Here is a 25275-nt window from a genome sequence, read left to right as displayed (position 1 = left end):
GTTGGCCCGAGGCGGGATGGTGCTAGGTGAGGAGATCGGATGCCCACGGGTGAGACGCTCGACGTCGTGGTCGTCGGCGGGGGCCAGGCGGGGCTGGCGGCCGGCTACTACCTGCGCCGGTCCGGCGCCGACTTCGTCATCCTGGATCGGGAGGAGAGCCCCGGTGGGGCCTGGCAGCACTTCTGGGAGTCGCTGCGGATGTTCTCGCCCGCCGAGCACAGCATGCTGCCGGGCTGGTGGATGCCCGCCCAGGAGGGCGAGCCGTTTCCCACCGCCGATCACGTCGTGGACTACCTCACCGCCTACGAGCGGCGGTACGGCCTACCGGTGCGGCGCCCGGTCCACGTCCGCGAGGTGCGCCCGCACGGGAACCTCCTCGCTGTGGTCACCGACGCGGGTACCTGGCACGCCCGGCACGTGGTCAGTGCCACCGGGACCTGGCGCGCGCCCCACGTACCGCCCTACCCGGGCCGGGACTCGTTCGCCGGCCAGCAACCGCACACGGTCGACTACCGCAAGCCGGCCGAGTTCTCCGGGCAGCGGGTACTGGTTGTAGGAGGCGGGAACTCCGCGGCGCAGATCCTCGCCGAGGTGTCCCAGTGGGCCGAGACCACCTGGGTCACCCGGCGCCCGCCGCGCCTGCTACCGGAGGACGTCGACGGTCGAGCGCTGTTCGACATCGCCACCCGGCAGGCCGCGGCGCGCCGGGAAGGGCTCCACGACCGCGGGACCGCGGACCTCGGCGACATCGTCCAGACACCGCCGGTGCGCGCCGCCCGGGACCGCGGCGTGCTGCGGGCCGAGCCGATGTTCGACCGCCTCACCCCGCACGGCGCCGAATGGCCGGACGACCGGTTCCGGGAGTTCGACGCCGTCATCTGGTGCACCGGTTTCCGGCCGGTACTGGACCACCTGTCGCCGCTCGGCGTAGCCGACGAGGCCGGCCGCGTCACTACGGACGGCACGCGGTGCCGCACCGAGCCGCGGCTGCACCTGCTGGGCTACGGCAACTGGACCGGCTTCGCCTCGGCCACCCTGATCGGCGCGGGGCGCACCGCAAAGGCCGCGGTGGGGCAGATCGCGTCCCGGTGAGTGATACCGCGTTCATTGCCTGCGGTTTACCGCCGGCGATGACCATTTTGGGGCACCTGGCAGCGTCTCGCCGGTGCCGCGCCCGCTGCCATCATCTGTCCCATGCCCCGATCCCAATTCCTCCCTGGCGTCATGGCGCTCGTGCTGGTGTCGCTCGCCGCGTGCGGTTTGTCCGAACCGAAGGTCCATCCCAGTGGGGATCTGCGCAGGCTACTGCTCACCCAGAGCGACTACCCGGACGGCTACGAACTGGAGCAGATCGACCACAGCGAACTGAACGACCCATGGAGCTCCTGGATGCCCACCAACGAGTTCGACGAGGTCACCCCCACCGAGTGCGCGGAGTACCTGGACAGTCCGGTCGAGCAGACGGCCGACTCCTACAATCTTGAGGGACACTCCGCCACCAAGGGCGACTCTCCGGAGGACGGCTCGGTCTTCAGCCATGTCCTGATGGACGGGGGCGACGTTGGGGAGGCCCCGGTGCGGACCGGTGAGGTCGACGACGTTGTCTCAGCGTGCTCCGACGCCAGCGTCACCGTCGACGGCGAGGAGGGCGACATGCGGCTCGCGCTCTTCGAGCTGGAGAAGATGCCGCAGGACTTCCTGGGCCTCAGCGTCGCGGTGTCCGTGGATCAGGTCGACATCACCGTCTACACGGCGGTGACCACGGTCGACGACGTCATGATCACCACAACGGAGGTGGCGTTCGTGGAGACTCCCCGTTTCTCGGTTCCCGACCTGCCCAGCCCAAACGAGTCCCCGTCCCACCACTCGTTCCAAGACTTCCAGGAGGAACGGGAGGAGCGAGAGGCGGAGGAAGCCGTCCCCGACGAGGATGACCTGGCGGAGTTGCAGGATCTGATGGTCCGGTCGGTCGAGAAGGTACGGGAGGGGTAGTCCGCGGTCGCGGCGGCCGGGGTCTTGGCACGCGGTTAAACCCCGGCATCCAGCGGATGGTTCCCAGAGTGCCCTCCTCCTGTTCTCCGGTGTACGGCGCGGTGCGCCGGTAGGCACCCCTGCGCGTACTTGCCGGGAATCCGGGGATGTGCAAGCCTGCGGCGGAGGTTACGTACTACGTAGTACTTCCGCTGCCCTCCCTACCGACCGAAGGGGGACGCACGTGCTGCAGCCGTATCTGGCCCTGCTCCGCAAGCCGCACGTCCGCACGGCGCTGACGACCAACATCATGGGCCGCCTGCCCAACGGGATGGCGGTCCTCGCGCTCACGCTGCTGTTCCGCCATGAGGGAGTGGACTTCGGCGTCGTCGGGCTGCTGATCGCCGTCTACGGCGTCGGGACCGCGGTCGGCGGCCCCGTGCTGGGCAGGATCGTCGACTTCTACGGGCAGCCGCTTGTGCTCCTCACGAGCGGAGCGGCCTCCGCTGCCGCGTTCGCGGTGCTCGCGCTGGCTCCGGACGCGCCACTGGCGGCGGCGCTGCCGCTGACAGCAGTCGCCGGAGCCCTGACACCGCCGCTGGAGTCGTGCCTGCGGTCGGTGTGGCCCACGCTCGTGTCCGACGAGCAGGAACGCGAGACGGCCTATTCGCTGGACGCCGCACTACAGGAGGTCATCTTCGTCACCGCGCCGCTGCTGGTGAGCGCGGTGGCCGCGCTGTTCCTGCCAATGCACGCCGTCCTCGCCACCGCGCTGATCACGGTGGTCGGCGCGGCCGTCTTCGCCTCCTTGCGCCCGGTGCGCCGGTGGCGGCCAGTGCCGCGCAAGGCCAACTGGCTTGGTCCTCTGGTGGAACCGCAGGTGCGCCGCGTACTGGTGTGCTTCGTGTTCGTAGGGGCGGCGCTGGGCGCGCTCGCGGTGGGTGCTGTGGCCTACTCCGAGGAGGCCGCCAGCCGCGATGTCTCCGGGCTGCTGCTCAGCGCCAACGGCCTGGGCGCGCTCATCGGCGGCCTGACCTACGGCGCGGTTCGGGTTCCGCTGCCCCCGGCCCGGCGCTTCCGCGTGCTGCTGGCCGGGCTCGCGCTGTGCTACCTGCCGCTGCTGCTCATGCCGGGTGTCGCGCTGATGACGGTGCTGGCCGGGCTGTCCGGCCTGTTCCTGGCGCCCGCCCTGGCCTGCACGTTCCTGCTGTTGGGCCGGTTAGCACCGCAGGGGACCACGACCGAGGCGTTCTCCTGGTTGATCTCGATGTTCATGTGCGGCAGCGCGCTGGGGACCGCGCTCGCCGGGGTGGCCGCCGACATGGCGGGGGCGTCGGGCGTCTTCGTCGTGACCGGTGCGGTGACGGTGACCGCGGCGCTGCTGTCGTTGCGCGTGAGCGGCGAGCCGGGGGCCGCGGCGCAGAACCCGGCGGCAGCGGCCGAGGTCAGCCACGCGACGCAGGATCGGCCGGAGGAGCGGTAGAGCCCCTGATGAGCAGCCGCGCGGGAAGCCGCACGCACTCGGTCGTGGCGGCGCCGCCCGTGCCGCCCCGCGACCCGCCGCCCCGCTCCAGGTGGGCGATGAGGCGGTGCATGCCCGTCGCCCCCAGCTCCTCGCCGGGAAGGTCAACGGTGGTCAGTTCTGGCGTGACAGCCGTGGCGAGGTCGACGTTGTCGATGCCGGAGACCGACAGGTCACCGGGAACCGACAGCCCGCGGTCCTGGGCGGCCTTGTAGACCCCCACCGACAGGACGTCGTCGTCGCAGACCACAGCGGTGAATGGGGGGCACCCGCCGGAACCCGCGGGTGCCGGCAGCAGCGCCGTAGCCGCCTCGCGGGCGGCGTCGATGTTCAGGGCGGAGGCGACGGGCATCCGGTTCATGCCGCGCCGCGCGCAGGCGGCGTCAACGGCCTCGGTGCGCTCGCGGAAGGTGGCGGTGCGCACCTCGGAGCGCAGGTGGGCGATGGAGCGGTGGCCGAGCCGGTGCAGGTGGTCGACCAGCTCGGTCAGCGCCGGCGCGATGTCGAACCGCACCGAGCTCTGGCCCTGCGGCGGTTCGGCGTCCAGCACGACCGCGGGGACGGGGTCCTCCAGCGGCCGCCCGCCGTCCTGCAGCGAGCACGCGAGCACGGCGTCGATCCGCTGGCCGGTCACGTCGGCCGCGACCGAGTCCAGGTCGCGCTGGACGGAGAGCACCACCTGGAACCCGGCTTCGCGGGCCGCGGCTCGCGCACCGGTGAAGACCCGCGCGAAGAACGGATTCACGATGTCGGGGATGGCGATGAGCACCATGGGCGGACCCCCGGTCCGCAGCCGCCGGGCGTCGGCGTTGGGCCTGAACCCGAGTTGGCGCGCGGCGTCGACGACGGCCCGCTGGGTACGCTCACTGACCCGCCCGCTGGCGGCCCCGCGGAACACCAGCGAGACGGTCGACTGCGAGACCCCAGCCAGACTGGCAACGTCGTGGCTGGTGGGTGGCCTGCCGTTGCTCACGGACACAGCCTAGTCCGGCCATCCCGCCCCGGCGGCCGCGCAGAGACCCCGCCGCCCCTTCTCGTGGCCGGTTACGGAACCCCGCGGTCAGGCCTGTCCCGCGGCACGCTGTCCGGCGATCGCCCCGGCGACCGCGGCGGCGCGGAGCTTTCCCCCGCACCCCGGCTCCGCGGATCGTGGACGCGGCTCGCCGCTCAGCCCCACACGGCCGCGTTCGCGTAGTACTCCCGCAGTTCCTGTGTCCGTTCCTCGGGCCAGGGGCACACGACCTCGCCCTGGAGGCTCCGCGCGAACACTTCCAGGTGCGTGTGCCAGGCGGCCAGCGCGGTGAGCCGCTCCTCGGTCGCGGACCCGGGGAGCGTCTGCGTCAGCACGATCCGCGCGCCGAAGCCGGGGCCTTCCCGCAGTTCCCAGCGCACCCGGCCGCCGGTGCCGGCGCCGGACCGCCACGCGTACTCGACCACGGTGGGCGGTTCGACCTCGGTCACCTCGGCCGCGGGAACGTAGTCGTTGGTCATGGGCAGGGGAGGCTCCCCGCCGGCCTCGGCGAGCCGGGCTTCGTCCCCTCCGGTCAGCGCCGCCCAGACGGCGTCGACGCCGGGCAGCATGAACTGCCGTTCGAAACGCACCGTCCACCCGTCGCCCGTGCGCTCCGCGGTTCCGTCGCACAGCCCGAAGCGCCGCGTGTACTCCTCGAACAGCGCCACGTACCGGTCGGGGCTCTCGTCCAGCTCGACCGGCGTGCCGTTGACGACGTCGTGCAGAGCGGCGAGGCATGTCTGCCAGCCGGCCGCGAAGCTGGCCGCGGATGCCCGGTCCTCAACCGTCGCGGTGAACACGAGCAGGCAGCCCTCCGGGTCGGACCTCAGCTCGAACCGCAGGCTCTGGTCTTTGACCCAGTCGAGATCAGAGACCGCGCCCGGTGTGAAGATCTCCAGCAGCCGGGGCGGTTCGAACGCGGTGACCGTACCGTAGTGCGGCTCGATTCTTTCCTGGTCGGGGAAGTTCCAGCGGAACGTCCCGCCCTGGCGCGGCTCGATCTCGACCTGGCCCGGCATCCACGCGGCCAACTGGTCCTGCTCGGTGATGGCGCGCCAGACCTTCTCCACCGGATGCCGGAACCTGCGCTCGAATCGCAGGTGTCCGCCGCCCTCCTGGGCATCGTGCCAGGTTCCGTATGCCGTCATCGCTTGTCGTCCCCTTCGTGGTCGTCCGCCATGTGCGGGCGCGCGGGAGTCATGTCCCGGCCATGACTCCCCTGGGCGGTCCTGGAATCCGCCGCGTGAGCGCGTAGCTCGAACGCCGCCGCAGTGGCCACTATTCCACGGTGGTTATATACCGGTCAAGGAATGAATAGAACTCGTGTACGACAACCGCGGGATTAGCCCGGCGCCGCTGGCCTCTGCCCCTTGATCGCCCCGACGACCGCGGCGACCAGGTCCTCAAGCACGTCCTCGGCGGCGACCTCCGGGTGTCCCAGCCACCACTCCCCCGCCGCCTGGACCATCCCCACGACACCGTGCGCGACGATCTGGGCGCGCACGTGGTCGTCGTAGTACCCGCGGTCGACCAGGGTCTCGGCCAGGTCCTCGGCCATCCGGCGCACCATGAGCCCGAGGTGGCCGCGGGTCCCGGGGTCCTCGGCCGTGGCGCGGTCCATGAGGAACCGGTACAGGTTCAGGTTCCGGCGGATCATCTGCAGATAGACCCCGACCGTGGCCCTGGTGCGCCGCTCCAGGCCGTCGTCGCCGTAGAGCTCGGACCGGACGCGGTCGACAAGGGGGTCGACGTGCCGTTCCGCGAGCGACCGGTACAAGCCGCTCTTGTCCCCGAAGTGGCGGTAGAGGATCGGCTTGCTGATGCCGGCCTCGGCCGCGATGGCCGACATCGAAGCGTCCGGACCATCGCGCTGGATCACGGCGTCGGCGGCGTCGAGGATGGCGCGCCGGCGCGCCGGGTTGCGGCGGCGCGGGACGGCCTGGTTCTGCGGTGCGGATTCGGTGGCCACACCGCAAAACGTTAGCGCGCCGCGCGCGAACGCGCTCGCGCGGTGTCATCGGGTGCCGGCGCGGCCCTCGCGCTCACCCGGCAACAGCCCTCCGCCTCGACGCCAAGGCCGCCGAACAGAGGCGGGGGTTCCCGGCCCAAGCGCGCGGTTCGTCGCAGCTCCCCGCCTCAGCGCCTGACCTTGCTGGCGAGCGTGCGTAGCCCGCGTGCCACCGCGGAAGGGCTCGGCGCGGTCGGGTCGGGTGGTGGTGCTGCCGGGTTCGGCTGGGGGTGCGGTGCGGGGCGGCGCTGCGCGGATTCGGCACTTCGCTGGCGGGGGGCGACCGGGGTGAAACGGACCTTGAGATCGACGAGGCCGCGGATGTTGACGTGCGGGATCCAGCGGTGCTCGGCGGGATGCTCGGCCAGCGCGAGGTCCGGCAGCCGGTGGGTGATGGCGGCGGTCGCGACCTCGGCCATTTCGAGCCCGAGGTCGCGACCATAGCGCGGGCAGCGGTGCACCCCGGTCCCGAAGGTCAGGTGCGCGCGCGTGGACCTGGCCTGGTCGGGCGAGGCCCCGTCGAGGAGGTCTGCGTTGGCCGCGGCGAAGCCGAAGACCACGCAGTCGCCCGCCCTGATCTCGTAGTTCCCGATGCGCACATCGTGCCGGGGGAAGCGGCCGACGAGCACCTCCACGGGCGTGGCGCGCATCAGGACGTGGTTGACCGTTTCGGAGATCAGCAACTGCGAGTGGGCGTGGTCGGAGGCCAGCCGCTCGTCGATCAGCAGGGTGCGCAGGATCGCTCCGATCGAGTGCGTCACCATGTCGTTCGTGCCGGCGATGATCAGCGTGAGCTGGTCGCAGATCTGGTCGTCGCTCTGGCCGGCGGCCACCAGGTGCGACGGGAGGTCATCGCCCGGCCGGGCACGGGCTCTCCGGGCGATGTCGGTCAGCACCACCTTGATGGCGGCGGCCGCCGCCGGCGCCTCGGCGCCGCCCTCCCAGAGCTTCTCCACGTGCCCGGCGATCCCGGTCACCTCCTCGGAGTCCAGCCCGAAGAGGCGGCACAGGACGTGCAACGGCAGCAGGCGCGCGTACTCGCCGATGAGCTCGGCGTGTCCGCGCTCGCAGAAGCCGTCGATCAGCTCCTCGGACACTTGGGTGATCTCACGGGCGACCCTGTGCTGGTCGAGTGCGGCGAAGGCGGCCGTGAGCCCTTTGGAGAGGAAGCGGTGCTCCTCGTCGTCGGAGTACAGCACCGACTGCCGCTTCTCGTTGATCGCCCGCACTCCGGAGTCCTGCGGGATGACCCCGGTCTCCAGGTCGCGCCATTCGCGCGGGTCGCGGGCGAAGGTCTGGTGCTCGACCATCACCCGGTAGTTGGCCCGGTAGGAGAGCAACAGCCACGCGGGCACGCCCGGCTCCAGCAGAACCGGTGCGACCTCGCCGTAGTCCCGGCGCAGCCGCGCCCAGAACGCATCGCGGTTCTCGGGCACACCCTGGTACAGGGGCACGGGGGGCAGATGGTGGCCTGTCGTGGCTCGGTGGTCGCTCATGGCCGGTCACTCAGCTCTCGTTGGCGAGCCCGGGCACGGACACCATCGCCGACTCGACGCGGGCGGTCCCCTCGAAGTTGTTGGCCATGCGCTCCAAGTCGGTATCCGCGGTGCACAGGTAGAGGGTGCGCAGGTCGGGGCCGCCCAGCGCGCAGGAGACGACGAAGTGTCCCGGCTCGGCGGTCGCGATCCGGTCGGTCACCGTCCCGTCCGGTGCGAGACGGCGCACCTCGCTGCTGAGGGGGAAGGTCACCCAGATGCCGCCCTCTGAGTCGACGCACAGTCCGTCGACCACTTCGGCCTCCGGGTTGTCGAACTGCCGGAACACACGCTGGCCCTTCAGCTCGCCGTCTGCGGCGACGTCGAAGGCCGTGATCCGGAGCGAGAAGCTCTCCGCGACATAGAGGACCGTGCCGTCCGGACTGAGCCCCACACCGTTGGGGCACACGAGCCCGCCGCCGGCGGTTGAGACCTCGCCTTCGGGGCTCACCACGATCATCCGGGACATCTCGGCCTCGGCCCCGTTGAACAGGTCGTAGCCGATCTGGGTGATGTAGGCGCGCCCCTGCGGGTCGACCCACATGTCGTTCGCGGCGACGGCGACGTCCCGCAGGGACGCCACGATCTCCGTTCCCCCGTCAGGAGTGATACTGCGCAGCGCGCCGTCGGCCTGGGTGACCACGAGCGGCGTCCCGTCCGCGCGGAAACCGAGCCCGGACGGCTTGGCGTCCACCGCGGCGGCCACGGCCACCGCACCGGTCTCCGGGCGTATCCGGTAGACGCGCCCCTGGGGAATGTCGGAGCACCAGAGCTCTCCCCGATGCCAGCGAGCCCCCTCGAGGTACTGGAATCCTTCGGTCACAACCGCGGCCGTCCGAGTCGACATCGCTACCTCCACCCATCGGTTCCCTCTTGGCAGGAACCGGTCCGTCATGTAGAAGTAAGTGAATCACCAGTAGATACCCAAGGCAACATCTTGGATGATCGGAGCTTACGCTCGAAAGGGCGGATCAGATGGCGCGAGCGCGTGTCGCCGGGGTGGGAGTCGCCCCGTTCAGCACCCCGAGCAGAAGCAGAAGTTATGTGGAGCTGGCAGAGGAGGCGATCCGCCGAGCGCTGGACGACAGCGGGCTGACACTGCCTGACGCGCGCCATGCCTACGTTGGTTATGTGTATGGCGATTCGACTGCAGGCCAGAACGCCGTCTATAACGTCGGCATGCCGGGGATCCCGGTCATCAACGTGAACAACAACTGTTCGACAGGCTCCTCCGCGCTGTGGCTGGCGCGCCAGGCTGTGGAGAGCGGAGCCGCCGACTGCGTGCTCGCCATCGGCTTCGAGCAGATGCGCAAGGGCGCGCTGGGAGCCATGTGGGACGACCGCCCCAGCCCGTTCGAACGGTTCAGCGCCATCGCCGACCAGGAGCTGGGCGCGGCCACCGACGTACCGCTGGCCGCGCAGCTCTTCGGTGGCGCCGGTGCCGCCTATGCCGAGCAGCACGGCACGGCCCCGGAGACATTCGCCAGGATCGCTGTCAAGGCGCGCGAGCACGCGTCGCGCAACCCCAACGCCGTGTTCCGCGACCAGGTCACGGTCGAGGAGGTCCTCGGTTCGCCCCGGATCTACGGCCCGCTGACCCGGCTCCAGTGCTGCCCCCCGACCTGCGGTGCCGCCGCGGCGGTGCTGTGCAGCCCGGACTTCGCCCGCCGCAGGGGCCTCGACGCGGGCACCGAGATCGCGGCACAGGCCATGACGACCGACCTGCCCACCAGCTTCGAACCGCGCGACCTGGTCAACCTCGTCGGTTACGACATGTCCCGCAGGGCCGCGCACGAGGTCTACGAGTCCTCCGGCACCGGTCCCGAGGACATCCCGGTCGTCGAGCTGCACGACTGCTTCACCAGCAACGAGCTGCTCAGCTACGAGGCTCTCGGGCTGACCCCGGAGGGCACGGCCGAGAAGTTCGTCCTGGACGGCGACAACACCTACGGGGGCCGTGTGGTCACCAACCCGTCGGGCGGCCTGCTGTCCAAGGGCCACCCCCTCGGTGCGACCGGGCTCGCCCAGTGCGCCGAGCTGGTCTGGCAGCTCCGCGGCCGGGCCGGCGACCGCCAGGTCGAGGGGGCGGACCTGGCACTGCAGCACAACGTCGGCCTCGGTGGGGCGTGCGTCGTCACGCTGTACCGGACGGCGGCCTGACATGGCCCTCGACCCGAGCGTGATCGGAACCGAGGTCCCCGAAGCGCGCATGCTCGTGGAACGGGGCCGGCTCCGGCTGTTCTGCAAAGCCATCGGGGAGACCGACCCCGTGTATCTGGATGTGGACGCGGCGCGCGCCGCCGGCCACCCCGACCTTCCCGTGCCGCCCACGTTCCTGTGCTCGATCCAGAACGAGCGCCCCGACCCGCTGGACTGGCTGCCCGCCATCGGTGTGGACCCCCTCCGCGTCCTGCACGGCGAGCAGTCCTGCGTCTACCACGCCGTCGCGCACGCCCGGGACGAGCTGACCGTACGCGGTCGGCTCACCGACCTGACCGTCAAGAAGAACGGGCACTTGGAGCTGCTGACACGCGAGTCGGTGGTGACCGACGGCGAAGGGAACACGGTCGCCGAACTGCGCGACACCGTCGTGGTGCGCCACCCGGAGGTGGTCCGGTGAGCCTGCCGCTGGAGGCCGGTGACGAGCTGACGCCGCTGCGCGTCGACCCCATCTCACGCACCGCGCTCGCGCTGTTCGCGGGCGGGTCCGGCGATCACAACCCCGTCCACATCGACTCCGACGCGGCGCGCGCCGCCGGCATGGACGACGTGTTCGCCCACGGCATGCTCTCAATGGCGTACCTGGGACGGCTGCTCACCCGCCAGGTGCCCCAGGAGCGGATACGCAGCCTGCGTGTCCGGTTCACCGCGGTCACGCCGGTGCACGCCAGTCCCGTCTGCACGGGCAGGGTGGTCTCGGTCGGCGAACACGACGGTGAGCTGCGTGCCTCGGTCGAGCTGACCGTGCGGCTCAGCGACGGGACCACGACCCTCGTCGGCGACGCGAGTATCGCCGTCGACCGACCGGCAGAAAGGTGAACGCCCTATGGGGAACCTGAGTGGCAAGACGGCGCTGGTGACCGGCGCGGGCCGCGGGATCGGCAGGGCCATCGCGACCAAGCTCGCGGCCGAGGGCGCGAGCGTCGTGCTCAACGACCTGGACCCGGAGCCCGCCGCGGAGACGGCGGCGGCGGTGGAGTCGGCCGGGGGGCAGGCGGTCGCGTGCCCCGGCAGCGTGGCCGACGACGACTTCCCCGACCGCTTCGTGCGCACGGCCACCGACACGTTCGGCGGGATCGACATCGTCGTCAACAACGCCGGCTACACCTGGGACAACGTGATCCAGAAGATGGGCGACGAGCAGTGGGACGCCATCATGGACGTGCACCTCAAAGCCCCGTTCCGCGTCCTGCGCGCCGCGCAGCCGGTGATCGCGGAGGCGGTGCGGGCCGAGCGCGCGGACGGCGGTGCGGTCCCGTGCCGCAAGGTCGTCAACATCTCCTCGATCGCCGGACTGGGCGGCAACGCGGGGCAGAGCAACTACGCGGCGGCCAAGGCCGGCGTGACGGGCCTGACCAAGACGCTGGCCAAGGAATGGGGCCGGTACAACGTGACCGTCAACGCGGTGGCCTTCGGGCTGATCAGCACCCGGCTCACCGCCGCCCCGGCCGACGGCGGCAGCACCATCAACATCCAGGGCAACGAGATCAGTATCGGGCTGAACCCGGATCTGTCGTCGACCATGGAAACCATGATCCCCCTCGGCCGCGGCGGCACCCCGGAAGAGGCCGCGGGCGCCGTGTACCTGATGTGCGCCCCCGAGTCCGACTACGTGAGCGGGCAGACCCTGGTCTGCGGCGGCGGGTTCATGGTCTAGGCCCCGGAGACGAGAGGCGGATCCCGATGCAGCAAGCGCGCCGTTCCCCGTGGATGACCGGCGAACTCGACGAGCTGCGCGCGCTGGCGCGCCGGTTCTGCTCCAATGAGCTGGCCCCGCACCAGGAGCGCTGGCGCGAGCAGCACCATACGGACCGCGAACTGTGGCGCAAGGGCGGCGAGGTGGGGCTGCTTTGCCTCTCGGTGCCCGAGGAGTACGGCGGCGGTGGCGGGACCTACGCCCACGAGGCGGTCGTGCTCGAGGAGCAGGGGCGGGTCGGCGACACCGCCTGGGGAATCGGTGTGCACTGCGTCGTGGCCGCGCATTACCTCCTCGCCTACGGCACCGACGCGCAGAAGCGGGCGTGGCTGCCGAGGATGGCGACCGGGGAGGCCGTCGTCGCGATCGCGATGACCGAGCCGGACGCCGGCTCGGACCTCAAGGGCATCGCCACCCGCGCGACACTTGACGGCGACACCTACGTGGTGAACGGCGCGAAGACGTTCATCACCAACGCCTCCCAGGCCGACCTGGTGATCGTCGTGGCCAAGACCGATCCTGACGCGGGAGCTCGGGGAATCTCCCTGCTGCTGGTGGAGACCGACCGTCCCGGTTTCCACCGCGGCAGGATCCTGGAGAAGATCGGCCAGCGCGGCCAGGACGCCTCCGAGCTGTTCCTCGACGACGTGCGCGTGCCGAGGACGGCGGTGCTCGGCGGCGTAGCCGGGCGCGGTTTCGGCCAGCTCATGGAGCAACTGCCGCAGGAGCGCCTGACCGTCGCGGTCACGGCGGTGGTGAGCATGGAGACCGCGCTGGCGCACACCGTGCGCTACGCCAAGGAGCGGGAGGCGTTCTCCCAGCGGGTTTTCGACTTCCAGAACACCAGGTTCACCCTCGCGGAGCTCGCCACCGAGGCGCGGGTGGCGCGCGCGTTCGTCGACGAGTGCCTCCTGAGCCACCTGCGCGGCGAACTCGACGCGAGTACCGCCGCGATGGCGAAGCTGTGGACCACCGAGCGCGCCTCGCGCGTGGTCGACCGGTGCCTCCAGCTCCACGGCGGATACGGCTACATGGCCGAGTACCCGATCTCCCACCTGTGGGTCGACCAGCGGGTGCAGCGCATCTACGGCGGCACGAGCGAGGTGATGAAGGAGATCATCTCGCGGGAGCTCTGACTGTCCGCACCCGCCTCCTTGCCCCCCGCATGCGAACGGAAGTGTCATCGATGTATCTCACCCAGTACCTGCACACGGCGATGCGGCAGGATCCCGAACGGCCTTTCACCGTGCTCGGGCAACGCGTGCGCACCGTGGCCGAGTCCGCGGACCGTGTCCGGCGCCTTGCGGGCGCCCTGCGTGAGCTGGGCGCCACCACCGGCGACCGGGTGGCGATGATCGGCCTGAACTCGGACCGTTACGTTGAGTACCTGCTCGCCGTCCCGTGGGCGGACGCGGTGCTCGTCCCGCTGAACAACCGCTGGAGTGTCGCCGAGATGGCCTTCGCGATAGACGAGGCCGAGATCCGGCTCCTCCTCGTGGATGACGCCTTCGCGGAGGCCGGCTCGCAGCTTCGCCGCCGGTGCCCGGGCCTGGAGGCGGTGGTGTTCTGCGGGGACGGCGAATGTCCTGAGGGGATGCTCGACTACGAACGGCTGATCGCCGGAAGTGAACCCGCAGAGGACGCGCAACGCGGGGGCGGGGAGCTCCTCGGCGTCTTCTACACCGGCGGTACGACCGGGACCCCGAAGGGTGTGATGCTCAGCCACGACAGTGTGCTGATGAACGCCATCGGCTCGCTCGCCACGGGTGACTTGGTGAGCACCTCCGGCAGGATGCTGCATGTGGCCCCGATGTTCCACCTGGCGGGCATCTTCGTCTGGCTGACCGGAACCATCAGGGGCGCCACCCACGTCCTGCTCCCCCGTTTCACCCCCGAGGGCGTCCTGGAGGCTCTGGAGGAGGAGGCCATCACGGACGTCCTGCTCGTGCCGACCATGATGCGGATGATGGTCGACCATCCGGACTCCGGGGCGCGCGACCTGTCCCGGGTGCGCCACATCCTCTACGGCACGTCGCCGATCGCGGAGTCGCTGTTGTCCCGGGTGCGCGCGCTGTTCGCGAACGCCAAGTTCGCGCAGGCCTACGGCATGACCGAGCTGGCCCCGGTCGCAACCGTCCTGCGCCCCGCCGACCACGACCACCCCGAGCTGCGCCGCTCCGCGGGAAGGGCCGCGCCGCACGCCGAGGTGCGCGTGGTGGACGAGGAGGACCGCGAGGTCCCCTGCGGCACCATGGGCGAGATCGTGGTGCGCGGCGACCACATGATGCTCGGCTACTGGAAGCGCGAGCACGACACGGCCGCCGCGCTGCGCGGCGGCTGGATGCACACGGGCGACGCCGGGTACATGGACGAACGCGGCTACTTCTACGTGGTCGACCGGCTCAAGGACATGATCGTCAGCGGCGGGGAGAACGTGTACTCCGCCGAGGTGGAGAACGCCCTGCTGAAGCACTCTTCGGTCGCGGCCTGCGCGGTGATAGGCGTACCCGACGACCGGTGGGGGGAGCGGGTGCACGCCGTGGTGGTGCCGCATCCTGGCCACGAGCCCGGCACCGAGGAGCTGCGGGCCTTCTGCGCCGAGCGCATCGCCGCCTACAAGTCCCCGCGCAGCTCGGAACTGGTCGATGAGCTCCCTATCGCGGCCACGGGTAAGATCCTGAAGCGAGAGTTGCGCAAGGCGCACTGGGCATCGGACGGACGACAGGTACATTGACAGCGGCGGGAAACCGGGTCGTGAAGGAGTCGTGGTGAGTACTCACCAGCCCGCGGCTCCACCGCGCGGCACCCGCCCGAAGAACCGCCGCTCGCTCATCGTGGCGGCCGCGTCCGACCTCTTCCACCGGTACGGATACGAACGTGTCGCCATGAGCGACGTCGCCGCCGCCGTGAACGTGGCGCCTTCGGCCCTCTACCGGCACTTCACCGGCAAACCCGAGCTGCTCACCGCCTCCGTTGTCGAGGAGATGGGGCCGCTGCGGCGGGCGCTGGCCCAGCAGCAGACGTCCGACATCGATGCGCTGACAGGCCAGCTCGTCGATGCCTCTTTACAGGGCAGCCGCCTGGGCGTGCTCTGGCTGCGCGAGGCCCGCACGCTACCGGCCGAGGAGTACGCGCGACTGCGAAGCGAGGTCTCGGCGACCGTTCGGCTGGTAGCAGGACGACTCAACGAGCTGCGCCCGGGGCTCACCAGCGAGGACGCCCGCCTGCTGTCGTTGTGTGTCTGCTCGACGCTGTGCAGTACCTCCACACACGCCGACGAGTTCCCGCGCCCCCACTTCAAACAGGTGCTGCGGGAGATCATCCGGACCGTGGCCCGGGCCGAGCCAGCAGAGCCGGGCGTCTCGGACGCCCCTCGGGACCCGGCCCGGCCGGAGGGTATCGGCCTGCGTCCCACCGGGCGCCGGGAACGGCTGCTCGACGCCGCCATCACGCTGTTCGCCGACAGCGGCTACGCGGCGGTGAGCATGGAGGACATCGGGGCGCGGGCCGGAATCACGGGCCCCAGCGTCTACCACCACTTCACCTCGAAGCAGCAGCTTCTCGCCGCCTCCCTCTCCCGAAGCGACGAGTGGGTGCGTTACGAGATGTACCGCGCGCTGGCACACGCGCACAGTCCCGCCGACGCGCTGTCCCTGCTTCTCGACTCCTACGTCGAGTTCGTGGCCAGACACAGCGAGCACATAGATGTCCTGCTGACGGAAGCGCGCAACCTGAGCGAGGACGACCGCGCGCGGAGCAAGCAGAGCCAGTGGGACTACATCGGCGAGTGGGTCACCCTGGCGCAGACCTGCGATCCGGCCCTCGACGGGGCGCAGGCCAGGCTCCGTGTGCAGGCCGTCCTCAGCGTGGCCAACGACGTCGCGCGTACGGCGCGGATGCGGACCCTGCCCGGGGCGCTGGAGACCGTCAAGCGTTTCGGTATCGCGATCGTCCTGCCCTCGCGCGGCCAGTAACCGTCGCGCTCCCCCTGGGCGCGAGCCGTGCGGTCCACCTCGCGGGCGTCCGGAGGCTCCGTCGCGGGTCAGTCCCGATCGAGGACCTCGACGAACGTAATCTCGTCTGAGACCACGTCGAGGACGAGCATGCCGTCCTCCGCGGGGAGCTCGACGTTGCGGTGCCCGCTGCCCCAAGGACCGTCGGGTGGCGAGGCGGTGTAGAAGCTCCGGCAACCGTCCTGCCCACACCGGCATACCGAGTGGATCCGCAGGTGGCCGACCGTGGCCGCGAGTGCGTGCTCGCCCACCCGGCGCAGCAGGGTCGCCAGCTCCGCGGTGAGCCCGGGGTAGGCGTCGTTCACCAGCGTCCCGGCCGGGAAATCCATGGGACTCAGGATAGCCACCTGCGGGTGGGCACACCTCCCACGAGAGGGGGCCGCCCCGCCGGAGGCCTCACCGCACCGGCAGGCCGGTGACCGCGCGGCCGATGATGAGGCGCTGGATCTCGCTGGCGCCCTCGAAGATGGTGAAAATGGTGGCGTCGCGGTGCCAGCGCTCGACCGGGTACTCGCGGGTGTAGCCGTTGCCGCCGAGCATCCGGATCGCCTCCTGGGTGACCCAGGTGGCGGTCTCGCTGGCGTAGAGCTTGCTCATCGAGCCCTCGGCCTGGTTGAACTCCTTGTCGTTGCGCCCCATCCACGCGGCGCGCCACACCAGCAGCCGGGCGGCGTCGATGCGGGTGGCCATGTCGGCCAGGGTGAACGCGACCGCCTGGTTGTTGCCGATGGGCGCCCCGAACTGCTCGCGCTGGCGGGCGTAGTCGCGGGCGTACTCGTAGGCCGCCCTCGCGCAACCCACCGCCATCGCGCCGACGCTGGGCCGGGACCGCTCGAACGTCTTCATCGCCGCCTGGCCGCCGGAGCTGCCGCCCTCGCGGGCCCGGGCGAGCCGCTCGTCCAGTTTCTCCTTGCCCCCCACCAGGCAGTGGCCCGGGACGCGGACGTCGTCCAGGATGACCTCGGCGGTGTGCGAGGCGCGGATGCCGTGCTTGGAAAACTTCTGGCCCTGGGACAGGCCGGGGGTGCCCGGCGGCACGATGAAGGTGGCCTGGCCGCGGGTGCGGAGCTCGGGGTCGACGGAGGCGACCACCACGTGCACGTCAGCGATCCCGCCGTTGGTGGCCCAGGTCTTGGTGCCGTTGAGGACCCACTCGTCCTTGGCTTCGTCGTAGACGGCGCGGGTCCGGATCGCGCCGACGTCGCTGCCCGCGTCGGGCTCGGAGGAGCAGAACGCGCCTAGCTTGATGTCGTTGGGGGTTCCGAACATCTGCGGTACCCACTCGAACAGCTGCCCCTGGGTGCCGTTGGCCGCGACGGAGACCGCGGCCAGGGCCGTCCCGGTGATGGACAGCGCGATTCCGGGGTCCCCCCAGTACAGCTCCTCGAACGCCACCGGGATGCCGAGCCCGCTGGGTTCGAGCCACTGGGTGGCGAAGAAGTCCAGGGAGTAAAGCTCGATCTTGGCGGCCTCCTGCAGGACGGGCCACGGGGTCTCCTCGCGCTCGTCCCACTCGGCCGCGGCCGGGCGGATGACGTCGCGGGCGAATCCGTGCGCCCAGTCGCGGACATCCCGGACGTCCTCGTTGAGTTCGAGGCTGAAGCCGGGCGCGGTCTCTGCGGAGCTGTCGCTCATGTGCGTACGTCCTTCGGTGGGGTCCCCTCGGCGGCGCTTCGAGGGGCGGCACTGTCTTGAGGTCGGGTGGCGGCGCGGCAAGCCGACACACTCAATGTTACCAACGGTAACACTTGTCCGATTCCTCCGGCAATCACCCCAACCGCTCCGCGCGCGGGCTGGAGTGGTCATGCGGGTTCACTCCTGGTACCGCTCCAGGAAGGTGTACACGTCGGTCTCGTCCACACCGGGGAAGGTGCCCGAGGGCAGCGCGGACAGCACGTGGGAGTGCGCCCGCGCCGAGGGCCATACGTGGCCCTCCCAGCGGGCCGCGAGTTCCGCGGGCGGACGCACACAGCACTCCCCCGTGGGGCACGCGGACTTGGTCCGGTTCGTCGTCTCGCGCCCCCGGAACCAGCGCGACTCCTTGTACGGAACTCCCAACGTGATCGCGAAGTTGCGCTCGCGGCTGGGGTCGACGTGCGCCACGCACCAGTGGGTGCCGTTGGGCTTGTCGGTGTACTGGTAGTAGATCGAGTAGCGGTCGGGCGAGGTGAAGACCTGCCGCCCCGACCAGTAGCGGCACATCCGCTGGCCCTCGATGGCCCCGGTGTCGTCGGTGGGGAACACCAGGCCGTCGTTCTCGTAGGCCTTGTAGATGATGCCGGTCTCGTCGTTGCGGATGAAGTGGCAGACCAGGTCGAGGTGCCGGTAGGCGAGGTTGGTGAACCGGTGCGCGGCCATCTCGTAGGAGACGGAGTAGACGTCGCGCAGGTCCTCCACTGAGATGTCCCGCGCCCGCTTGGCCTCCTGCAGGTAGGGCACGGCCGTGGACTGCGGGATCAGGACGGCCGCCGCGAAGTAGTTCGCCTCGACGCGCTGGCGCAGGAAGTCGGCATAGTCCCGCGGCTGGGAGTGCCCGAGCACGAAGTGGCCGAGCGTCTGCAGCAGGATCGTGCGCGGGCTGTGCATGCCCAGCGACTCGCGCTTGAGGAACAGCCGCCCGTTGCGAGTGTCGGTCACCGAGCGGACCGAACGGGGCAGGTCCTGGACGTAGCGCAGGGTGAACCCGTGGTGGGTGACGATCGAGAGGATCTGCCCCTGCGACAGCGCCCCACCGCTGTACCCCACGGCGTCGAGGGTCTCCTGTGCGGCCTTCTCGATGTGCTCGAAGTAGTTGCCGCGCTCGCGCATCTGCTGGCGCAGCTCGGCGTTGGCCCGCCGCGCCTCCTCGGGGGTGGCGGTCGGCTTGGCGGCCCGCCGCTTGAGCTCGTCGTACAGCCCGACGATGTGCTCCAGGACGTCGTTGGGCACCCGCTTGCCGATCTTCAGGTGCGGCAGATTGAGGCTCTGGTACACGGGATCGCGCTGCGCCTCCTCGACCTGGATCTCCAACTGCGCGCGCCGGCTGGGCGGCTGCCGGGACAGCAGTTCCTCGACCGAGACGCCGAGCGCCTTGGACAGCGAGGTGAGCAGGGAGAGCTTGGGTTCGCGCTTGCCGTTCTCCAGCAGCGAGAGCTGCGACGGCGCCCGCCCCACGCGTTCCCCCAGGTCAGAGAGGGTCAACCCGCGGATTCGGCGGAGGTGCCGGAGCCGCTGGCCAAAGGTGACGAGATCCAGGTCACCTGGCAAAGACGCTATTTCTTCAGTACCAAAGTACGCCATGCGTTCATGATAGGGAAAGAATCAAAGATCTTCATCCCCATATGGCTCGTAAAAGCTGGCAACTTTGACAAGAATCGTGGGTACCGGCGGGGAACGAACCACCGGGGGCGCTCCGGCGCCCGCGGTGCGGGCTCTCCAGCCGGCGAACTTTCAGGGGACGAACACGAAGGCGGGAAGAGAGTATGAGCATCAGAGCTCGCCAGCAGGAAGCCGCGGCGGCACTCCAGCGCGAGTGGGAGACGAACCCGCGATGGGCCGGCATCGAGCGCACGTACTCCGCCGAGGACGTCATCCGGCTGCGTGGCTCGGTGACCGAAGAGAACACGCTGGCCAGGCAGGGTGCCGAGCGCCTGTGGAACCTCCTGCACAGCGAGGACTACGTCAACACCCTGGGTGCGCTCACCGGTAACCAGGCTGTCCAGCAGGTGCGCGCGGGGCTCAAGGCGATCTACCTCTCCGGATGGCAGGTCGCCGCCGACGCCAACCAGGCCGGCCACACCTACCCCGACCAGAGCCTTTACCCGGCCAACTCCGTCCCTCAGGTGGTCCGGCGGATCAACAACGCGCTGCTGCGCGCCGACCAGATCACCTGGTCCGAAGGCGACGAGGACGCTCCGCACTGGCTGGCGCCGATCGTCGCCGACGCCGAGGCGGGGTTCGGTGGCGTGCTCAACGCCTTCGAGCTGATGAAGGGCATGGTCGGGGCCGGCGCCGCGGGCGTGCACTGGGAGGACCAGCTCGCCTCCGAGAAGAAGTGCGGGCACCTGGGCGGCAAGGTCCTCATCCCCACGAGCCAGCACATCAAGACGTTGAACGCGGCACGCCTGGCCGCCGACGTCTCCGATGTCCCTTCCCTGGTTATCTGCCGTACCGACGCCCAGGCCGCCACACTGCTGACCAGTGACGTCGACGAGCGCGACCAGCCCTTCCTCACCGGAGAGCGCACCTCCGAGGGCTTCTACCGGGTCCGCAACGGCTTGGAGGCCTGCGTCGCGCGCGGCCTCGCCTACGCCCCCTACTCCGACCTGCTGTGGATGGAGACCTCGACTCCGGACCTGGAGGTGGCGCGGCAGTTCGCCGAGCGCATCAAGGACCAGTACCCCGACCAGATGCTGGCCTACAACTGCTCGCCGTCGTTCAACTGGAGGCGGCACCTGGACGAGTCGACAATCGCCAAGTTCCAGCGCGAGCTCGCCCACATGGGATACAAGTTCCAATTCATCACGCTGGCCGGATTCCACGCGCTGAACCACTCAATGTTCGACCTCGCCAAGGGCTACGCCGAGGGCGGAATGAGCGCGTACGTCGAATTGCAGGAGGCCGAGTTCGCCTCCGAGGAGCGCGGCTACACCGCGACGCGCCACCAGCGTGAGGTCGGCACCGGCTACTTCGACCTGGTGAGCACCGCGATCTCGCCGGATGCCTCGACGACCGCTCTCACCGGATCCACCGAAGAGGACCAGTTCTCAGCGGCTCACTGACACCTGGTCCTCCTCCCAGACGGCGGCCCTCCCCGCTTTCGTGGCTGGGGCGGGGCGGGCCCGCCGTCCCGCCGCCGGTCCCGCGGAATCCGTGTCACTCGCGGGACCGGCGGCCTTTTGCTGTACCCGGGCGGGAAGAATTCCGCAGATCGGCCGGGTAAACACTGGTGGTTCCACCGATAGAAAGACGCGCGCGTACCCGGAATTCTTCGTATTGAACCGCGGCAAGCCCCTATTCACCTGACGTGTCCATTCGTAGGGTTGGCTGCGCCGCGGGCACCGTGACTATCATCGCGGTGCCCGCGCGGATTTTCCCCGTCAAGCAGGAGATTCGAGAATGCAGTTCAGTGAAGTCGCCAAGGGAACCGTCTCCGCGCTCCGCAGGAGCCTCGCCGCCGGGGCCATCGCCACCTTCGCGACCTTCGCCGTCGCCGCCTGCGACGACGGCGCGGAGGACGCCCCCGAGCAGGAAGAAGAAGACGAGGGGGGCGAGGAGGAAGAAGGCATGACCCAGGAGGAGATGGACGAGATGGAAGAGGGGATGGAGCAGTTCGAGGAGGAGAACGGCATCGAGGACGGCGAGGACTCCCAGGAGGGGTCCGAGGGCGAGGACGGCGGTTCCGAGGAGGAAGAGGAGTAGCGCACCGCGCACACAAGACGTTCCGCTCTCCGGCGCCACGCAGCCGGGGCGTGCTTGGGGGCCGGCCCCCAAGCACGCATGCGATCATCTGAGGCATGTCCGACTCCGCCTCCGACCGCTCCGGCGGGGCAGCGACCGGCGCGCCGGCAGCCCCGCGGAACACCCCTCTCAGCCGCCGCCTCATCGCCTCCGAGGTCGCCTGCGTCCTGGCGCTCTCCCTGGGCGCGGCCGCCGTCTCGGCGACGATCTCGTTCGTCGGGACCGCGACGGCGCCGGGCGGGCTCGCCGAGCAGACCGCGAGCCTGGTGGACCCGCGCGCGGGGGCCGACCGCCCCTGGCTGGACCTCACCTGGCAGGTGTACGCGGTGGTCTTCGCCATGGCCCCCGTGGCGCTGGTGCTGTACCTGCTGCACCGCGACGCGCGGTCGGGGGCCACGATCGGGTTCGACGTCCGCCGGCCCGGCTTCGACATCACGCGCGGCGCACTGCTGGCGGCGGTCATCGGGGCCGGCGGGCTGGTGGTCTACCTCGTGTCGTGGCAGTTGGGCCTGAGCACAACGGTGTCCCCGAGCTCGCTCAACGACCACTGGTGGGCGCTGCCCGTGCTGCTCCTGCAGGCCGTCAAGAACGGCGTGCTGGAGGAGGTCATCGTCGTGGGTTACCTGATGCTCCGGATGGGCCAGATGGGCTGGTCGCCGGTCAGGGCGGCGCTGACCAGCTCCCTGCTGCGCGCCACGTACCACCTGTACCAGGGCGTGGGGATGTTCGTGGGCAACCTGGTCATGGGCCTGGTGTTCTGCTGGTTCTACCAGCGCTACGGCCGCGTGATGCCACTCGTGGTGGCGCACACGGTGATCGACGTCGTGACGTTCGTCGGGTCGGTCTACCTCATCGGCCGGGTGGGGTGGCTACCTGGCTGAGGACATGCTCGACTGCGCGCGGCCCCGCAGGGCGTCCTCCAGGTACCGGGGCCGGCCGAGCAGCATCCCCACCGCGAAGTTGAGCGTGACGAGCCCCAGGACCATCATCAGCGGAGCGTGCCAAGTGCCGGTCAGGTCGTGCAGCAGCCCGAACAGGAACGGCCCCGCACCTCCCATGAGGTAGCCCAGGCCCTGGCTCGTGGCCGACATCGCCGCGGTGCCCGCCGACGTGCGCGTGCGGACCGCGAAGAACGTCAGGGCGAGCGTGAAGGTGCTCATGCCCAAACCGATGCACGTGGTCCACAGCCACAGGCCCTGCAGCGGCGCCAGCCACAGGCCGGTGACGCCGACGATGTAGCAGAGGAAGAAGGCCGCGACGAAGCCGCGGTGGTCCCGGACGCGCGCCATGAGGCCGGGCAGGGCCATTGCGGTGGGGACGGCCAGGAACGTGAGGTAGGACAGGGCGAGTCCGGCGGCGGCCGGTTCGAGGCCGTTGTCCCGGAGGAAGTGCGCGTACCAGCCGAACATGATGTAGGCCACCGCTGACTGGCTGCCGAAGAACAGCACACTCTGCAAACCGGTTCCGGTGCGCAGTACCTGGCCCAGGCCGAGCGCCTGGGCGGGGTCCGTCCGCGGCGGCTCGTGGCCCAGCAGCAGGACCCACGGGACGATGGCGACCAGGCCGAATACCGCGTACATCGCCAGTGCCAGGTGCCAGCTCCCGCTCGCCCGCTCCACCGGGACCGTCGCCGCCGCGGCCATGGCCGTCCCTATTGCGAGGGCGGTCGTGTACAGGGTGGTCATGGTCCCGATACGGCCCGGGAAATGCTGCTTTACCAGGGTGGGGACCAGCACGTTACCGACCGCGCCACCCGACAGCGCGAGCGCGGTCAGCGCCAGGAACAGCCACGGGTTGTCGGCCAGGACGCGGGTCGCCTGACCCGTTGTGAGCGCGAGCAGCGCCACGACCAGCACACGGTGCTCGCCGAACCGGCGGAGCAGCGCCGGAGTCGCGCCTCCGAACGCCGCGAAACACAGGACGGGCAGCGTGGTGAGCACGCCGGCGAGCACGCCGGACATCCCGAGATCAACGGTGATCTCGTTGAGCACCGGGCCAACGCTGGTGATCGCGGTACGCAGGTTGAGAGCTGCCAGCGCCACACCGGCCGCGAGCAACCAGAGCACCCGGCGAGGGCGTGTTTCAACGGGTGATGTGTGCACGTCGCCTGGCTTCTCCAGCTCGTTGTGCGTGACGTTTGTCACGCTATACTTTCAGTCATCGGATGACCCGATGTAGGTCCTGACCATAACGCATTCAGCACGGAGGCATTCCTATCGGCCTGGACTGGTCTAAGCTCCGGCGTTATACCAGAGATCCCGAGTGGCTCCCCAATGTGGCTGTCACCGCTTAGGAGGTAACCGCGTGCCCCTCGCCTCGACGCGTCGGACCGGTCTTGTAGACCAGGTCATCAGCCAACTGAGAGCGCAGATCGATTCGGGTGAGTGGGGGGTCGGCGACCGCATCCCCACCGAGTCGGAACTCGCAGAGCAGCTCGAGGTAGGGCGCAACACCGTCCGTGAGGCGGTGCGTGCGCTCGCCCATGCCGGCCTGCTCGAGATTCGCCAGGGGGCCGGGACTTTCGTGCGCGCCTCCAGCGAGCTGGGTGGGGCGCTGCGCCGCCGCCTGGAACGGTCCCGGCTCCGGGAGAACCTGGAGGTTCGCCGGGCGCTGGAGATGGAGGCGGCGCGACTCGCCGCCGACCGGCACACCGAGCACGACCTCGAGACCATCGACCGCGCGATGGGGATGCGCGAGAGCGCGTGGCGCGAACGCGACATGCCCGCGTTCGTGGAAGCCGACTTCGCGTTCCACCGGGCGGTGGTCAATGCGACCCACAACAACCTGCTGATCGAGCTGTACGACGACATCGCCCAGGTCGTCTACGAAAGTATCGCCCAAACCGCCTACGACCAGCCAAAGGACGACGAAGGGATCGACCACAGCGGCCTGGCCGAGGCGATCCGCGCCAGCGACTCCCAGCGCGCGCTGCGGGAGGCGGCCTGCTACCTCGACGAGTTGCTCTCACTGGCCAGCGCGTGAGCACTGCTGCCGTCCCGCGCGCGGGACGGCAGCAGCCCTTCAGTTCAGCTGGAGACCCGGTCCGCACTCTCGCGCCCGGTCGCGGCGGGGGCGCCCTCCCAGCCGGTGACGCGGCTCGGGTCGAGGTCGAACAGGTCGAGGGTGCTCCGGCCGGAGCCCAGCGCGTCGAGGACCTCCTGGTCGCGTGAGACCGCTTCGAGCGCCGCGGCCATGATGGCGGCCGCCTGGCCGCGCGGCAGGCACACCACCCCGTCGTCGTCACAGACCACCCAGTCGCCGCGCCGCACCGGGGTTGGCGCCGGGTCCCCCCTCATCAGGATCTCGCGCCCGACTGCTCCCCCGGCGTCGTGCCCGGGGGCGCGGACGCAGACGCCCGCGCTGACGACGGGCAGGTCGGTCCGGGCGATCGCGCTGACGTCGCGCACGCAACCGTCGAGGATCAGGCCGGCGATCCCGCGCATCCGCGCGGCGACCGCGAGGATCTCGTCGACGTAGCCGTACTCGGGCTCCCCCGCGACATCGATGACCAGGGCACATCCGGGCTGGGCCTGGGCCACCGCCACGTGGATGGCGAGGTTGTCGCCGGGGGCGCACCGCACCGGCAGCGCTGTGGCCGCGAAGGACGCCCCGGGCCATACCGGGAAGAGGTGTGTCCCCATGATCCGCGCCCCACTGCGCGCGAGCGCGGCCGTACCCACCGCTGTCAGGGTCTGAGCAAGCGCCACGTCAGCCTCCAGTTGCAACCGCGCCTGTGCGGGCGGCGCCGCGCGGGCACCGCCTGCGGCTCGCCGGCCCGCCTACGGTGCGCGCGGGGGTGCGCCCCGCCGCCCACCTCAACTCATACTTGCGGGTAACTTAATCTGGACGCAAGATGTAG

Annotated in this window: 24 protein-coding genes; 14 read left to right on the top strand and 10 right to left on the bottom strand. The window is 70.3% G+C overall.

From position 1 onward, the window contains the following. Window positions 1–39 precede the first annotated feature (39 nt). The 3 genes from F4561_RS11280 to F4561_RS11270 all read left to right on the top strand — a co-directional run bounded on the left by F4561_RS11280 (window position 40) and on the right by F4561_RS11270 (window position 3454). Window positions 40–1092, top strand: a complete 1053-nt coding sequence (locus tag F4561_RS11280; RefSeq protein WP_184577721.1) for an ArsO family NAD(P)H-dependent flavin-containing monooxygenase — start codon at window positions 40–42, stop codon at window positions 1090–1092. Window positions 1093–1194: 102 nt separating this feature from the next. Next, on the top strand, window positions 1195–1992 hold the full coding sequence (locus tag F4561_RS11275; RefSeq protein WP_184577719.1) for a hypothetical protein: 798 nt from the start codon (window positions 1195–1197) through the stop codon (window positions 1990–1992). Between the two features lie 223 nt (window positions 1993–2215). Continuing rightward, a complete protein-coding gene (locus F4561_RS11270; RefSeq protein WP_184577716.1) occupies window positions 2216–3454 on the top strand; it encodes an MFS transporter in 1239 nt (412 codons plus the stop codon). Here the strand turns inward: F4561_RS11270 and F4561_RS11265 are convergent. The 5 genes from F4561_RS11265 to F4561_RS11245 form a co-directional block, all read right to left on the bottom strand. Further along, window positions 3417–4466 carry a LacI family DNA-binding transcriptional regulator gene (locus tag F4561_RS11265; protein WP_184577714.1) on the bottom strand — a complete coding sequence of 350 codons (1050 nt, stop codon included), beginning with the start codon at window positions 4464–4466 and terminating at the stop codon, window positions 3417–3419. The two genes, F4561_RS11270 and F4561_RS11265, sit on opposite strands and share 38 nt — an antisense overlap. Before the next feature lie 194 nt (window positions 4467–4660). Continuing rightward, window positions 4661–5653 (bottom strand): SRPBCC domain-containing protein, encoded by a 993-nt coding sequence (locus tag F4561_RS11260; RefSeq protein WP_184577711.1) that lies wholly within the window; start codon window positions 5651–5653, stop codon window positions 4661–4663. Between the two features lie 194 nt (window positions 5654–5847). Next, window positions 5848–6474, bottom strand: a complete 627-nt coding sequence (locus tag F4561_RS11255) for a TetR/AcrR family transcriptional regulator (RefSeq protein ID WP_184577709.1) — start codon at window positions 6472–6474, stop codon at window positions 5848–5850. A 167-nt stretch (window positions 6475–6641) separates the two neighbouring features. Beyond that, on the bottom strand, window positions 6642–7967 hold the full coding sequence (locus F4561_RS11250; protein WP_184577706.1) for a cytochrome P450 family protein: 1326 nt from the start codon (window positions 7965–7967) through the stop codon (window positions 6642–6644). A gap of 52 nt (window positions 7968–8019) precedes the next feature. Next, window positions 8020–8895 (bottom strand): SMP-30/gluconolactonase/LRE family protein, encoded by an 876-nt coding sequence (locus F4561_RS11245; protein ID WP_184577703.1) that lies wholly within the window; start codon window positions 8893–8895, stop codon window positions 8020–8022. Between the two features lie 128 nt (window positions 8896–9023). Here F4561_RS11245 and F4561_RS11240 point away from each other — a divergent pair, with 128 nt between their 5' ends. Genes F4561_RS11240 through F4561_RS11210 form a run of 7 tightly spaced genes read left to right on the top strand, consistent with a single transcriptional unit; the run spans window position 9024 to window position 15938 of the window. After that, complete coding sequence (locus F4561_RS11240; protein WP_184577700.1) at window positions 9024–10208, top strand: lipid-transfer protein; 1185 nt, start codon at window positions 9024–9026, stop codon at window positions 10206–10208. 1 nt (window position 10209) lies between these two features. Beyond that, window positions 10210–10668, top strand: a complete 459-nt coding sequence (locus F4561_RS11235; protein WP_184577697.1) for a MaoC family dehydratase N-terminal domain-containing protein — start codon at window positions 10210–10212, stop codon at window positions 10666–10668. Further along, complete coding sequence (locus F4561_RS11230) at window positions 10665–11087, top strand: MaoC/PaaZ C-terminal domain-containing protein (protein WP_184577695.1); 423 nt, start codon at window positions 10665–10667, stop codon at window positions 11085–11087. Before F4561_RS11235 ends, F4561_RS11230 begins: the two co-directional genes overlap by 4 nt. A gap of 7 nt (window positions 11088–11094) precedes the next feature. Continuing rightward, window positions 11095–11925, top strand: coding sequence for an SDR family NAD(P)-dependent oxidoreductase (locus F4561_RS11225; RefSeq protein WP_184577692.1), 831 nt, complete (start codon window positions 11095–11097; stop codon window positions 11923–11925). Between the two features lie 26 nt (window positions 11926–11951). Beyond that, a complete protein-coding gene (locus tag F4561_RS11220; RefSeq protein ID WP_221445455.1) occupies window positions 11952–13100 on the top strand; it encodes an acyl-CoA dehydrogenase family protein in 1149 nt (382 codons plus the stop codon). A 50-nt stretch (window positions 13101–13150) separates the two neighbouring features. Then, window positions 13151–14698: a long-chain-fatty-acid--CoA ligase gene (locus F4561_RS11215; RefSeq protein WP_184577689.1), complete on the top strand. Its 1548-nt coding sequence runs from the start codon at window positions 13151–13153 to the stop codon at window positions 14696–14698. A 34-nt stretch (window positions 14699–14732) separates the two neighbouring features. After that, entirely contained in the window at window positions 14733–15938 is a 1206-nt protein-coding gene (locus F4561_RS11210) for a TetR/AcrR family transcriptional regulator (RefSeq protein ID WP_184577685.1), read from the top strand. Window positions 15939–16006: 68 nt separating this feature from the next. Here F4561_RS11210 and F4561_RS11205 read toward each other — a convergent pair whose 3' ends face one another. From F4561_RS11205 to F4561_RS11195, 3 genes are all read right to left on the bottom strand, one after another. After that, a complete protein-coding gene (locus F4561_RS11205; RefSeq protein ID WP_221445454.1) occupies window positions 16007–16306 on the bottom strand; it encodes a hypothetical protein in 300 nt (99 codons plus the stop codon). A gap of 67 nt (window positions 16307–16373) precedes the next feature. Next, window positions 16374–17612, bottom strand: a complete 1239-nt coding sequence (locus F4561_RS11200; protein ID WP_184577680.1) for an acyl-CoA dehydrogenase family protein — start codon at window positions 17610–17612, stop codon at window positions 16374–16376. A gap of 177 nt (window positions 17613–17789) precedes the next feature. After that, on the bottom strand, window positions 17790–19223 hold the full coding sequence (locus tag F4561_RS11195) for a helix-turn-helix transcriptional regulator (RefSeq protein WP_184577677.1): 1434 nt from the start codon (window positions 19221–19223) through the stop codon (window positions 17790–17792). A gap of 215 nt (window positions 19224–19438) precedes the next feature. Between F4561_RS11195 and aceA the strand changes: the two genes are divergently transcribed. The 3 genes from aceA to F4561_RS11180 all read left to right on the top strand — a co-directional run bounded on the left by aceA (window position 19439) and on the right by F4561_RS11180 (window position 22297). Beyond that, window positions 19439–20737, top strand: coding sequence for an isocitrate lyase (gene aceA / locus F4561_RS11190; protein ID WP_184577674.1), 1299 nt, complete (start codon window positions 19439–19441; stop codon window positions 20735–20737). Window positions 20738–21074: 337 nt separating this feature from the next. Continuing rightward, the gene (locus tag F4561_RS11185; RefSeq protein WP_184577671.1) at window positions 21075–21377 is read left to right on the top strand and encodes a hypothetical protein; all 303 of its coding nucleotides are present in this window, start codon (window positions 21075–21077) and stop codon (window positions 21375–21377) included. A gap of 95 nt (window positions 21378–21472) precedes the next feature. Beyond that, on the top strand, window positions 21473–22297 hold the full coding sequence (locus F4561_RS11180) for a CPBP family intramembrane glutamic endopeptidase (protein ID WP_184577668.1): 825 nt from the start codon (window positions 21473–21475) through the stop codon (window positions 22295–22297). On the opposite strand, the gene F4561_RS11175 is transcribed toward F4561_RS11180, so the two are convergent. Further along, complete coding sequence (locus F4561_RS11175; protein ID WP_312885589.1) at window positions 22286–23518, bottom strand: MFS transporter; 1233 nt, start codon at window positions 23516–23518, stop codon at window positions 22286–22288. The genes F4561_RS11180 and F4561_RS11175 overlap by 12 nt on opposite strands. A gap of 202 nt (window positions 23519–23720) precedes the next feature. On the opposite strand from F4561_RS11175, the gene F4561_RS11170 reads away from it, so the two are divergent. Next, window positions 23721–24398: a FadR/GntR family transcriptional regulator gene (locus F4561_RS11170; protein WP_184577666.1), complete on the top strand. Its 678-nt coding sequence runs from the start codon at window positions 23721–23723 to the stop codon at window positions 24396–24398. Window positions 24399–24442: 44 nt separating this feature from the next. Here the strand turns inward: F4561_RS11170 and F4561_RS11165 are convergent, their stop codons facing one another. After that, window positions 24443–25096: an RraA family protein gene (locus F4561_RS11165; RefSeq protein ID WP_184583487.1), complete on the bottom strand. Its 654-nt coding sequence runs from the start codon at window positions 25094–25096 to the stop codon at window positions 24443–24445. Window positions 25097–25275 lie beyond the last annotated feature (179 nt).

Origin of the sequence: Lipingzhangella halophila (genome assembly GCF_014203805.1) — a bacterium.
Taxonomy (GTDB): domain Bacteria; phylum Actinomycetota; class Actinomycetes; order Streptosporangiales; family Streptosporangiaceae; genus Lipingzhangella; species Lipingzhangella halophila.
This window is presented reverse-complemented; position numbering and strand designations above follow the sequence as displayed.